The organism is Fodinibius salicampi, from assembly GCF_039545095.1.
GTDB lineage: Bacteria > Bacteroidota > Rhodothermia > Balneolales > Balneolaceae > Fodinibius > Fodinibius salicampi.
On sequence record NZ_BAABRS010000001.1, the window covers coordinates 70,222 to 83,425 of the forward strand.

Annotated in this window: 9 protein-coding genes; all 9 read left to right on the forward strand. The window is 44.4% G+C overall.

Going from position 1 to position 13,204, the window contains the following annotated elements:
• The first annotated feature begins 37 nt into the window (after positions 1-37).
• The 9 genes from ABEB05_RS00305 (at position 38) to ABEB05_RS00345 (ending at position 13,105) form a co-directional block, all read left to right on the forward strand.
• Positions 38-1,792, forward strand: a complete 1,755-nt coding sequence (locus tag ABEB05_RS00305) for a RagB/SusD family nutrient uptake outer membrane protein (RefSeq protein ID WP_265786453.1) — start codon at positions 38-40, stop codon at positions 1,790-1,792.
• Positions 1,793-1,966: 174 nt separating this feature from the next.
• Complete coding sequence (locus ABEB05_RS00310; RefSeq protein WP_265786454.1) at positions 1,967-3,574, forward strand: arabinan endo-1,5-alpha-L-arabinosidase; 1,608 nt, start codon at positions 1,967-1,969, stop codon at positions 3,572-3,574.
• Positions 3,575-3,731: 157 nt separating this feature from the next.
• Positions 3,732-4,865: an aldose epimerase family protein gene (locus ABEB05_RS00315; RefSeq protein WP_265786455.1), complete on the forward strand. Its 1,134-nt coding sequence runs from the start codon at positions 3,732-3,734 to the stop codon at positions 4,863-4,865.
• A 20-nt stretch (positions 4,866-4,885) separates the two neighbouring features.
• Entirely contained in the window at positions 4,886-6,457 is a 1,572-nt protein-coding gene (locus ABEB05_RS00320; protein WP_265786457.1) for an alpha-N-arabinofuranosidase, read from the forward strand.
• A 64-nt stretch (positions 6,458-6,521) separates the two neighbouring features.
• Positions 6,522-7,226 (forward strand): NUDIX hydrolase, encoded by a 705-nt coding sequence (locus ABEB05_RS00325; RefSeq protein ID WP_265786459.1) that lies wholly within the window; start codon positions 6,522-6,524, stop codon positions 7,224-7,226.
• A gap of 138 nt (positions 7,227-7,364) precedes the next feature.
• Complete coding sequence (locus tag ABEB05_RS00330) at positions 7,365-9,065, forward strand: ribulokinase (RefSeq protein WP_265786461.1); 1,701 nt, start codon at positions 7,365-7,367, stop codon at positions 9,063-9,065.
• A 4-nt stretch (positions 9,066-9,069) separates the two neighbouring features.
• Entirely contained in the window at positions 9,070-9,774 is a 705-nt protein-coding gene (locus ABEB05_RS00335) for an L-ribulose-5-phosphate 4-epimerase (RefSeq protein ID WP_265786463.1), read from the forward strand.
• 36 nt (positions 9,775-9,810) lie between these two features.
• The gene (locus ABEB05_RS00340; protein ID WP_265786465.1) at positions 9,811-11,211 is read left to right on the forward strand and encodes an L-fucose/L-arabinose isomerase family protein; all 1,401 of its coding nucleotides are present in this window, start codon (positions 9,811-9,813) and stop codon (positions 11,209-11,211) included.
• Between the two features lie 142 nt (positions 11,212-11,353).
• Entirely contained in the window at positions 11,354-13,105 is a 1,752-nt protein-coding gene (locus tag ABEB05_RS00345) for a sodium:solute symporter (RefSeq protein WP_265786467.1), read from the forward strand.
• The last annotated feature ends 99 nt before the right edge of the window (positions 13,106-13,204 follow it).

Genomic DNA, 13,204 nt, shown 5'->3' on the forward strand with positions numbered 1-13,204 from the left:
AATGACCAAGATAATGCTTTCTAAAAAAAACAAGATTATGACTTACAAGATAACCAGGACAACCAACATATTACTTTCAGGCATACTGTTTGTATGTATTGCTCTTGGAACCACAGGATGTAATGAGGATTTCCTAACAACTGTACCAACCGACAGGGTCTCTTCAGCGACATTTTGGTCCAACGAGCGTGATTTCAATACAGCTCTTAATGGTACCTATAACGAGATGACGGGGCAGGACCTTGATCCCCTTTACTTCGATGGAACCACCGATATCGGCTATTCCCATGCCGACTGGAGGCGCCAGCACGAGTACGTAATGGGTCGTGCCAACGCACAGTCTGGCTGGTCAGGAGGCTTGTGGGCGCAAATGTATACCGGGATCAGCCGCGCTAACGAGATTCTCTTTCAGCTCGAGGAGGTAGGCGGGGACGTTCTTTCTCAGGAAGCTGCTAATCGAATTCGCGGTGAGGCTCTGTTTCTGCGTGGCTACTTTTACCACGAGCTGTTGTGGATGTTTGGCGAAGTGCCTGTATTCACGAGCGTCCCAACCGTAGAGGAAGCTCGTAGCGTGAGCCGTTCTTCGCGCGAAGACGTATATACACGGATTACAACAGACCTTTCGGAAGCAGCGAGCCTGTTGCCTACTCGTGCTGAGCTGCCATCCTCCGACTTTGGTCGTGCCACCAGCGAGGCTGCTGTGGCTTATCATGCCCGCACCGCCCTGTACGAGGCCAGCTGGCAGGAGAACCACGAAGGCAATAACTCTCGTGCGAATACCCTGTATGGTACCGCCAGAGATATGGCTGCGACTATCATGAATGATGCCGCATATTCTCATATCGACCTGCACCCTAACTTCCGGGACCTTTTTACTTATGCAGGTGAACAAAGTCAAGAGATCATTTTGGACTATCAAAAGGTATCCGGTCAGAATGGCTGGTCGGCATGGGCCGATTTTGCTCCTAAATCTATGGGTAGCGAGGTCAACATTGCACCAACCCGAGAGCTGGTGAATCGATTCCCCATGGAAGATGGTCTGTCCATCGAAGAGTCGTCGATGTACGATGATTCTCCGCCGGAGATTACGTACGACGGCAACGGTAACCCAACAGTACAGACGCTCGGTATGTATGCCGACCGTGACCCGCGGTTCTACGGTACGGTCCTGTTTCCGGGTGCTCAGTTTAACGGTATCGTTTATAACTCATATCCGTCTTGCAGCGAGAGTAATGCACCAGATGGCTATTGTAGCCCAACAGGGGACCGGATACAGCTAACGGACTATAACAATACCTACACTGGCTATACCGCCATGAAATATGTGGATCCGCAAGACGAATCGTCTCCGACCAACAGCGGTATCAACTTTATAAAGATGCGGTATGCTGATGTTCTTTTGATGTACGCAGAGGCAAAAATTGAACTCGGTGAACAGGATCAGTCGGTAAACGATGCGATACAAGAAATCCGCGACCGGGTAGATCTGCCATATCCCCAGGATGTCACCACTATGACCCAACAGGAGGCTATCGACTTTATACGCAACGAACGGATTATCGAGCTGGCCTGGGAGGGGCTCCATCTGGCAGATATACGCCGGTGGAACACTGCTGAAAATGTGCTTAACGGTAATACACACGGAATTGATATCGCTGACGGGGGAAGTAATTTCTCTCCGGTGCCGGGACAGCATACACGTTCGTTTGAAGCTCCAAGGGATTACTTGTGGCCTATTCCGTCAAGTGAGCGAGACCTGAACTCTAATTTGGAACAGAACCCGGGTTACTAAATCTTGGTAAAGTAATCTGCTTATTGATTTAGACAACAAAAAATCCCTTAGGTTAAATGATAGGTGGGAGTATCGGCAATTTGCTTTGCTGGTACTCCCTACCTCATTTTAATTTATAACTGAGTAGAAAGCATTAGATCTCATAGTAATTATATTTGTGAATGGAAGCATAAGATGAAAATTCTAAAGCTGCTCTTTATTGGAATAGGCCTATTATTGGTCCCGACCGGGTGCAGCGATGAGACCACTGGTGCTAATGGTGGGAGAAACGGAAACAATGGTGGGGAAGAAACCGAAACGTTTGACGGTCCGACTTATTCGGATGATTATACATCCAGAGCTTCTTGGTCTAATCGTTCGCAGTGGAATCTGGCAAATGTCCATGATCCTACTGTAGTGAAGGATGGAGACTATTATTATATGTATCAGACCAACACTTCCTATGGAAATGTACATGAAGGACATGGAAATTATCCCTACCGACGGTCAAAGGATTTAGTGAACTGGGATTTTCAGGGAATGGCATTTCCCGATACTCCTTCGTGGGTAAAGGATTCGCTAAATAATATACGGGCTGAGATGGATCTGCCCCCTATTGAAAATCCCAATTATGGTTTTTGGGCTCCTCATATAACAAAAGTAAATGATACCTACAGGCTGTATTACAGTGTGATAATTGACAATCCGATTGTACAAGACAATGATGGTGATGAAAATGATTATTGGACAGAGCGGGCTTTTATCGGTTTGGCTGAATCTGACGATCTTGCTTCCAATAACTGGGAGGACAAGGGCATGGTGATTCATTCTGTTGCTGATGGAGAGGAAACCTATAATCGCGATGGGGGTAACGACTGGACTGCCTATTTTAAATACAATGCCATTGACCCTTCTTACGTGGTTACGCCCGAAGGTGAACACTGGCTGATCTATGGTTCTTGGCATTCCGGTATAGCTGCAGTTGAGCTCGATCCGGATACCGGAAAACCGTACGAGCTTAACACTCTCGAAGACTATGGCACCAGAATAGCAGGACGTGGAAATGTGAGCACGAACAGGTGGCAGGAGCTGGAAGCACCGGAAATAATCTATAACGAGGAAACGGGCTATTACTATTTGTTTTTAGCTTACGATGAACTATCGGTCGCTTATAATACACGCGTAGCCCGGTCTGAAAACATAACGGGGCCGTATTATGGTATTGATGGAAACAATGTTACAGAAGGGGCCGAGGCGTGGCCGATGGTTACACATCCCTATAAGTTTGATGAACACTATGGATGGGTGGGTATTTCACATCCATCCATTTTCCAGGATCCCAAGAACGGGAAGTGGTTTTATTCATCACAGGGGCGCTTGCCTCCTGATATACCGACAATTAACGCATCAAATGCCGTGATGATGGGGAATGTGCGCGAGATCTATTGGACCGACGACGACTGGCCGGTGGTTGCTCCCGAACGTTATGCAGGAGTTCCCGATAGTAGCATCACCGAAGAAGATATTGTTGGCACATGGGAAGAGATTACGCTGGAATATGAATACCAGAATATACAGACTTCCTACCAGGTTACGTTTAATGAAGACAACACGCTTGAAGGAGCGCTGGAAGGGACATGGTCTTTTGATGAAAATTCCAATATGCTTACTGTAAATAATACAGAGCTTATTGTAGATAATGCCTGGGACTGGGAGGCTTCTCCAAGGAGAACCACTATAACCTATGCCGGACTTACATCTGCTGGACGATCGGTCTGGGGCAAAAAAGTATCCGGTGGCTAAAAAATACAATTACCAGATGAAGTAAAATTTCTATGAAAGGAAACAAAGGATTTGTTATCCTTTTGAGGAATGAAATTCGAATTGAAAATCAGAAACGTTAATTAATCGGAAAAACATGGCCAAAACAATATTTTATCAACAGGATATAGCATCATTTATGAGCATAGTATTAGCAGTTACCTTATTCGCGATGCTGATATCCGGGTGCGGTGGTGAAGATCAAAATTTGGAACAGGCAGAAGAGGACAGTGAAGAAATTATGATTCAGGAAGAAGCCTTTGGTACACTTGACGACGGAAGAGAAGTTTCGCTGTTTACACTAACCAACAGTAATGAGATGGAAGTAAAAATAACCAATTACGGCGGAATCGTTACTTCTATTCGTACCCCAGATGCAAATGGAAATTTGGATAATGTGGTATTGGGATTCGAATCCCTGGATAAATATCTGGAGGGTACACCATACTTTGGAGCAATAATAGGTCGGTATGGTAACCGAATAGCAGATGGAGAATTTACGATTGATGGTACCCAGTATGAACTGGCTACCAATGACGGTAATAATCACTTGCATGGTGGGGAAGTAGGGTTTGACAAGGTGCTTTGGGATGCCGAAATACAGGATGACAATTCGCTAAAACTGACTTATCTGAGTGAAGACGGGGAGGAGGGGTATCCCGGTAATTTAGAGGTGGCCGTAGTTTATTCGCTTACTAGTGAAAATGAATTAAAAATAGAATATGAGGCTACCACCGATAAGGCTACCCCAGTGAATTTAACCAATCACAGCTATTTTAACCTGAGTGGTCAGCCTGATAGTACCATTCTTGATCATGAGCTGATGCTTAATGCCGATCAATATACCCCGGTTAATGATGAACTTATCCCTACAGGTGAATTGGCAGACGTAGAAGGAACCCCTTTCGATTTTAGAAATCCACATGCAATTGGTGCTCGCATCGATCAGGTTGAAGGTGGATACGATCACAACTGGGTGTTAAGTCGTTCGACAGATGATTCGCTATTCCATGCAGCTACGCTCTATCACGAAGAGAGCGGCCGTCAAATGAAAGTATTGACTAAAGAACCCGGTATTCAGTTTTATTCCGGGAACTTTCTTGACGGTAGCCTCAAAGGGCCTGATGGAACGCCTTTTGTACAGCATGCGGCGCTGTGTCTGGAGACCCAGCATTTCCCCAATTCTCCTAATGAACCGGATTTCCCTTCGACCATTCTGGAGCCCGGTGAAACCTATGAGACTACAACCATTTATCAGTTTTCAACTCAATAACTCATTAAAAAATAATAGTTATGTCTTCTTTAATTAGCACACTTGGTATGCGAAAATTACTGCTTACACCGCTCATAATTTTGTTACTGGGCTGTTTTACCGTTACAGCACAAAATAGCATGGTCATCACAGCTGATCAGCCACAAAGTACGATCAGTGAACATATTTACGGGCAGTTTTCCGAGCATTTGGGTACCGGAATGTATGGAGGACTTTGGGTCGGAGAAGATTCTGAGATTCCGAATACAGATGGATTTCGAAATGATGTAATAAAAGCACTAAAGGAGCTGCAGGTTCCCAATCTGCGTTGGCCGGGCGGTTGTTTTGCCGATGAGTACAACTGGAGAGACGGCATTGGGCCGCGCGATGAACGTCCTGTACGTATAAACACGCACTGGGGGATGGTGGAAGAAAAGAATCAGGTGGGTACGCATGAGTTTATGCGACTTACTGAGCTGATTGACACCGAGCCTTACATTTCTGCAAATGTGGGAAGCGGGACTCCCAGAGAAATGGCAAACTGGATTGAATATATGACTTTCGATGGTAATAGTACCTTGGCGAACCTTCGACGGGAGAATGGCCAGGAAGAAGCCTGGGAAGTAAAGTTCTGGGGCATTGGAAATGAGAGCTGGGGCTGCGGAGGAAATATGCAGCCTGATTATTATGCCGATCTGTTCCGTCGTTATGCGACTTTTGCTAAGGACTATAGCGGAAACGAACTTTATAAAATAGCCAGTGGTTTTTCCAATGAGAATTACGGGTGGACAGAAACAGTCGTAGAGGAAGCCGGCGCTCATATGGATGCTATTTCACTTCATTATTATACGCTCCCTACCGGTGATTGGGGTAACAAAGGACCCTCAAAAGACTTTGGAGAAGATATGTACTTTTCTACCCTGAAACGGGGACTCCGCATGGATGAGTTTGTTACCCAGCATTCTAATCGCTTGGATAAGTTTGACCCAGAAAAACGCATCACGTTGGCGGTAGATGAATGGGGCGTTTGGACGGACCCGCTGGAAGGAACGAATCCCGGTTTTCTACAGCAGCAGAATTCCATCCGGGATGCCTTAGTGGCCTCAACCACTCTTGATATCCTGAACAAGCACAGCGACCGGGTACGTATCGGAAACATTGCTCAAACAGTGAATGTACTGCAAGCGATGGTGCTTACAGATGGAGAGCAAATGCTCAAGACACCAACTTACCATGTCTTTGATTTTTATACTGTCCATCATAATACCAAGCTGTTGCCGCTACATCTGGATGCTGAACAGTACGAATACGAGGGAGAAAATATCCCTTCAATAAGTGCAACCGCCTCTAAAAGCGATGATGGAACGGTAAACCTTACGGTGACCAACCTGCATGCTTCCGAAACAAAAGAAGTAACGGCTGATATTCGCGGTGTGGATCTTTCATCAGTCAGTAACGCGCGCCTTTTAACAGGTGATGCTGTGGATGCCATTAATACCTTTGATAATCCGGATAATGTATCCCCGACAGATTTTAACGATTATACTTTAGACGGCAATAACTTAACATTGCGCATTCCCTCAAAATCTGTTATAGTTTTACGGATTAATTAGAAAAAAGAGTAGATATAAAGGCTGCCGATAAATGCAGGCAGCCTATTGGCTAAATTTTTAAATTATGACAGAGCAATATAAGAACCATGACCATATACTGGTTGCACTTGATTGTATCATTTTCGGATTTGATCGCAGTGGACTAAAACTCTTGCTTATTAAAAGAGATTTTGAGCCTGAGAAAGGGAATTGGTCGTTGATGGGGGGATTTCTGAATCGCGATGAAAGCCTGGATGATGCAGCCAACCGAATCTTACATAAACTTACCGGACTTAAAAATGTTTATCTCGAACAGCTCTATGGTTTTGGAGAGGTAGATCGTGATCCCGTGGAGCGGACTATTTCTATCGCCTACTACGCTCTCATTAATATCCGGTCGCATGATAAGGAACTAATGGACAAATACGATGCCCGATGGTTCCCCATCGATGATTTGCCGGATCTTATTTTTGATCATGGTGAGATGGTCAAAGCAGCTAAATCACGACTTAAGTATCGCGCTTCTCACGAACCTGTTGGCTTCGAGTTGCTGCCTGAAAAGTTTACTATGCCGGAATTACAGATTTTGTATGAAGGTATTTATGAAACGGAACTCGATAAACGCAATTTTCGGCGTCGTATTTTATCGATGGATATTTTAACTAAGACAAACGAAAAGCAGAAGAAATACTCCAAGAAAGGAGCCTTTCTTTATAAATTCAATGAAGATAAATACGAAGAGAAGGTTGATCAGGGAGATAGTCTGACCTTCAAGCCTATAAAACTGTAACAAAACGTTGACTGATAAACCATTATTTGAACATATTGCACCTAAATTTATAAAGTGTATATTTGACATCTATTACTGATTGCGGACCTTTAAAATCTTTCTCTGCAATATAAATACAAGTAAGAAGAAATACGTGAAATGAATGCTCAACAAAATTTTGTAATAGGCATCGACTATGGGACCGATTCTGTGCGTTCTGTATTAGTCAATACCGACGGTAAACAGCTGGCAGAAGCAGTTCATTATTATACCCGTTGGAAAGATGGATTATATTGCAAGCCAACCCAAAATCAATTCCGGCATCATCCATTAGATTATCTTGAGGGCTTGGAAAATACCCTTAAAGAAGTTTTGGATAGCGTAGATGATGAGGTGGCAGCCCAAGTAAAAGGCATTGCTGTAGATACAACGGGCTCCACGCCTGTTGCGGTAGATAAAACCGGAACCCCCTTGGCGCTGAAAGAAAATTATGCTGAAAACCCCAACGCGATGTTTATACTGTGGAAGGATCATACTGCGGTGGAGGAGGCCGAAGAAATCACGGATTTAGCGCGTTCATGGAATGGACCCGATTACACCAAATATGTAGGGGGTATCTATTCTTCGGAGTGGTTTTGGGCAAAGATTCTGCATACTCTACGTAATGATGACACCATACGTGAGGCAGCCTACTCATGGGTGGAACTCTGTGATTGGATTCCCTACACGCTTACCGGGGGAGACGATATCCATGAAATGAAACGTAGCCGCTGTGCAGCGGGACATAAAGCAATGTGGCACGAAGAGTTTGACGGGTTGCCTAGTAAAGAATATTTGGGACAACTCGATCCGGAGTTAGCTGATTTGCGAGATCGCTTATTTACAGATACTTACACTTCAGATCAATCCGCCGGTACACTGTCGAAAGAGTGGGCAGAAGAGCTCAGCTTGTCGGAGGATGTGGTTGTGGCTGTTGGTGCTTTTGATGCTCATATGGGCGCCGTGGGTGGAGAGATTGAACCCTATTATTTGAGCAGGGTTATGGGTACCTCAACCTGTGATATTTTAGTGGCTCCATACGAAGATGTGCAGGATAACCTTGTGCAGGGTATTTGTGGACAGGTAGATGGTTCGGTCATTCCGGGAATGGTAGGACTCGAAGCGGGTCAATCGGCCTTTGGAGATGTTTACGCTTGGTTTCGGGATATTATATTAGGTCCTTTTACTGAACTCGTAGAAAAATCCGATTTGCTTTCTGATGAACACAAGGAGGCTTTGATTGAGGAGGCTGAAGAAAAAATGATTCCACTGCTTTCAAAACAGGCAGCAGCTATTGAGGAAGTGGATACCGGTGTCGTGGCTCTGGACTGGCTTAATGGCCGCCGGACGCCAGATGCTAATCAGTTGTTAAAAGGCGCTATTGAAGGTTTGGATTTAGGAACGGATGCAGCGCGTATTTTTAAAGCTCTTGTTGAGGCTACCTGTTTCGGGGCAAAAGCAATTGTAGAGCGTTTCCGGGATGAAGGAATTAAAATTGAAGGGATAATTGGCCTGGGAGGAGTTGCTAAAAAGGCACCGTTTGTTATGCAGACACTGGCAAACGTATTGGATATGCCCATTAAAATCGCGAAGTCAGATCAAGTTTGCGCTACGGGCGCGGCGATGTTTGCTGCAACTGCAGCCGGGCTTTTTGATGATGTAACGGCAGCAAAGCAATCCATGGGTAATGGGTTCGGAGAAATTTATGAGCCTGAAGCTGATAAAGCTAAAAAGTATAAAGGGCTGTACGAGCAATATCAGACGCTCGGACAAACAGTTGAAGAACGAATTGCAAGAAAAATACAAGCAGTAAAAAAATAGTGTAATGAGTGAGTTTGAAGAACTTAAAGAAGTTGCCTACCGAAGTAACATGAGGTTGCCGGAACTGGATCTGGTGCTCTTTACTTTTGGCAATGCCAGTGTTGCAGACCGGGAACGGGAAGTATTTGCAATCAAGCCCAGTGGCGTTCCTTATGAGGAATTGAATCCGGCAAGTATTGTTATTGTCGATTTTGATGGCAATGTGGTCGAAGGAGAAATGCGGCCCTCTTCTGATACGCAAACGCATGCGGTCTTGTATAAGCATTGGGAGAATATTAAAGGTATTGTCCATACCCATTCTACTTATGGTACAGCGTGGGCACAGGCACAAAAGGATATCCCGATAATGGGAACTACACACGCCGATCATCTGACCAACGATATTCCTTGTGCTCCTCCAATGGCTGATGATATGATCGAAGGTGATTACGAGGTGCAGACTGGTTATCAAATAATAAATGCCCTTAAAGACCGGGATTTATCCCATGAGGAAGTCGAGATGATTCTGGTTGGCAACCACGCTCCATTTACATGGGGTGACTCTGCCCAAAAGGCCGTCTATAATAGTGCGGTATTAGAGGAGGTGGCCAAAATGGCCTATTTGTCCCTACAAATAAATCCAGATGCTCCGCGACTGAAAGATACGCTCATAAAAAAGCATTGGGAGCGCAAACACGGTGACGATGCATACTACGGACAAGAAAATTAAAACTCATAAAAATTTAACATTAATATTTATTAGCAAATGATTGAACAGCGAAAGCCCCGAATAGGCCTCTTAGGTATTATGCAGGAATTGTACGACGATGATATTCCCGGTATTACAGAACACCAGGAAGAATACGCCAGGGAGATATGTGAAGAACTAAGCGCTGTAGCTGAGTGGGATTTTCCACGGGCGGCACGTAATCGCGACGATATTGAAGATATTTTAGGTGGTTTTAACCAGAAAAACCTGGACGGTGTAATGATCGTGATGTTGACCTATGGACCGGCTATGCGAACCGTTCGGGCATTGCAAAATAATAATTTGCCCCTCTTGCTTGCAAATATTCAACCAGTACCCGAAGTCACAACCGACTGGGATATGGATGACTTAACTTATAATCAGGGCATCCACGGCGCACAGGACATGGCAAATGCAATTTTGCGAACCGTGGGAGATAATTTTGAGGTCATTTCTGCAGATTGGAAAAGTGATGAATTTGAGGAATATGTAGGAGATTGGGCCAGTGCTGCTCAGGCAGCCTCGGAACTGAAAAAAATGAAGATCGCTTCTATTGGAAAGATGCACGGCATGGGCGATACGCTATCCGATGAAGCTGCTTTCACAAGAATCATTGGCCCCGAAGTTAATCGTGAGTATATCGGGCAGGTATTTCGAAATATGGAAACCATCACAAAAAAAGAGGTTGAAAAGCAGATGGCCGTTGATCGTCAGCGTTTTGATGTGGATGACGACATGCCCGATAAGAATTTTCGGTATGCAGTACGTATGTATCTTGGATTCAAGAAGTTCTTGGAAGAAGGGAATTATCGAGGGTTTTCTGCTCATTTTGATACCTTCAAAGGGGATGGACGATTTGAACAGATCAATATGCTAGCGGCCTCAAACCTGATGGCTGAAGGGTATGGATATGCCGCAGAAGGGGATACAAATACCGCAAGTATGGTTGCCGCGGGACATATCCTGGATAGTGATGCACACTTTACCGAAATGTATGCCATGGATTTTAAACGTCAATCAATGTTGATGAGTCACATGGGCGAGGGGAACTGGAAAGTGGCACGAAATGATGAGCCCATTCGACTGGCAAATCGGGAATTAGGTATTGGTGATTTAGATAACCCTCCTACTACCGTATTTCGAGCGGAACCAGGTCCGGCTACTATCGTTTCGCTGGTACACCTGGTAGGCGAGGAATTCCGACTCGTTGTTGCTCAGGGAGAAGTGTTGGACTCACAAAAATATCCGACCATTGAGATGCCATATTTTCATTTTAAACCCGATTCCGGACTTAGAAAATGTAATGATGCCTGGTTGAAAGCTGGTGGAACGCACCATCAAACCCTCCTGAAGGGCGATCAGCGCCGGAAATGGAAGATGCTTTGCAAGATGTTGGATATCGAATATGTAGAAGTTTAACAATATATCTTAACTGTAAAAATTTTTAAAAAGAGTTAAAGTTTTTTCTATAATTAAATCGCACTTTTAAATAGTGGGATAAGGGAATGAATCACGAGTGATCATAAATAGAATTATAATTTAAATATCTATGTAGGATTATATGGGAACATTAGCGGTAATTGACTGGGTAGTTATTGGACTATACTTTCTGCTTATTGCAGGACTTGCGTGGTGGGTAATAAAGCAAAAGACGGATACGACCACCGATTACTTTTTGGCGGGTCGACATCTGGGATGGATAATCGTCGGAACCTCAATTTTTGCATCTAATATTGGATCCGAGCACTTGGTAGGACTAACCGGGACGGGCGCTACAGATGGTGTAGCAATGGCCCATTACGAACTTCACGCTTGGTGTTTGTTGATTTTGGGATGGGTAATGCTCCCTTTCTATATACGTTCAAGAGTATTTACCATGCCTGAATTCCTGGAGAAGCGGTTTTCTCCTTTAGCGCGAACTTTATTATCAGGAGTATCGCTTCTTGCATATGTATTGACGAAAATTGCAGTTGGTATTTTTGCCGGTGGAATTGTTTTTAGCGTACTCATACCCGAGCTTTCTTTTATGGGGATGAACAGCTTTTGGATAGGTTCGATACTTGTAATTTTGTTTACTGGGCTATATACCGTTTTAGGGGGGCTCCGTGCCGTTGCCTATACTGAGGCCGTGCAAACGCTTGTACTTATTTTTGGTTCAGTAATGGTGCTTTATTACGGACTGGATGCTATTGGTGGCTGGAATCGATTGTACGAAGTAGCAGGTCCCGAAATGTTTGATTTATGGAAACCCATTGTGCCTGACGGCTACAGCGCAACCTGGGCTCCGATCATGGGAGATGGAGAAATGGCTTGGTATTTCAACAGTAACTATCCGTGGCTGGGAATGTTATTTGCTGCCCCTATTGTGGGACTTTGGTACTGGACAACCGACCAGTATATTGTACAGCGTGCTCTGGGTGCTCCCAATGAAAAAGAAGGTCGCCGTGGAACTATTGCCGCTGCATTCTTAAAGTTATTGCCGGTTTTTCTCTTTATTATTCCAGGTATTATTGCTTTTGCACTTGCGAAATCAGGAGAAGTGCAAATCCTGCAGGAACAACTGATGAATCAGCAGGGAGAGATTATTAATGAGAATGCTCAGGCATCTTTTCCCTTACTGGTCGCACACATCTTACCTATAGGGATACGGGGTATTGTGGTTGCCGGGCTTTTGGCTGCGTTGATGAGTTCTCTTGCCGGAGTATTTAACGCCTCTTCTACACTCTTTACGATGGACTTCTACAGTAAATTTAAGCCCGATGCCTCCGAACAGCACTTGGTATGGATGGGGCGTTTGGCAACGGTTGTTATGGTAATTATTGGCTTACTTTGGATACCGGTTATTCAGGGAAGCCGAGGATTGTATGATTACCTACAGGGAGTACAGGCATATTTGGCACCGCCTATATTTGTAGTATTCTTCTTCGGAATATTTTTTAAACGGCTCAATAAACAGGGGGCATTATCGGCCCTTATTATAGGACTATTTCTGGGAGTTTTCCGTTTAGCTATTGATACACCAGTAATGCTTGGAGATGGCTTTACCTATGCGGAAGGATCCTTTTTCTGGATTGTTAATAACATCTTTTTCCAATATTATAGCTTGTTGATTTTCTTAGTATGCATCGCGGTAATGTTTGGAGTGAGCTATATGACGGATCCTCCGAAGTACGAGAAGATTTCTGGATTAACGTACGGAACTCTTACCGATGAAGATAAACGAATGTCCCGAGAAAGCTGGAATTGGGTGGATGTCTCCCTTTCTGTTTTACTGGTTGCGGTTATAGGGTTCATCTACATCTACTTTAGTTGATGATGTAATCTAATATTATAAATTTAAAAAAGGCTTACCGGTTACCGGTAAGCCTTTTTCTATTGCTATTAGAAAGTTAGAGAGTAAGAAATGGGAATT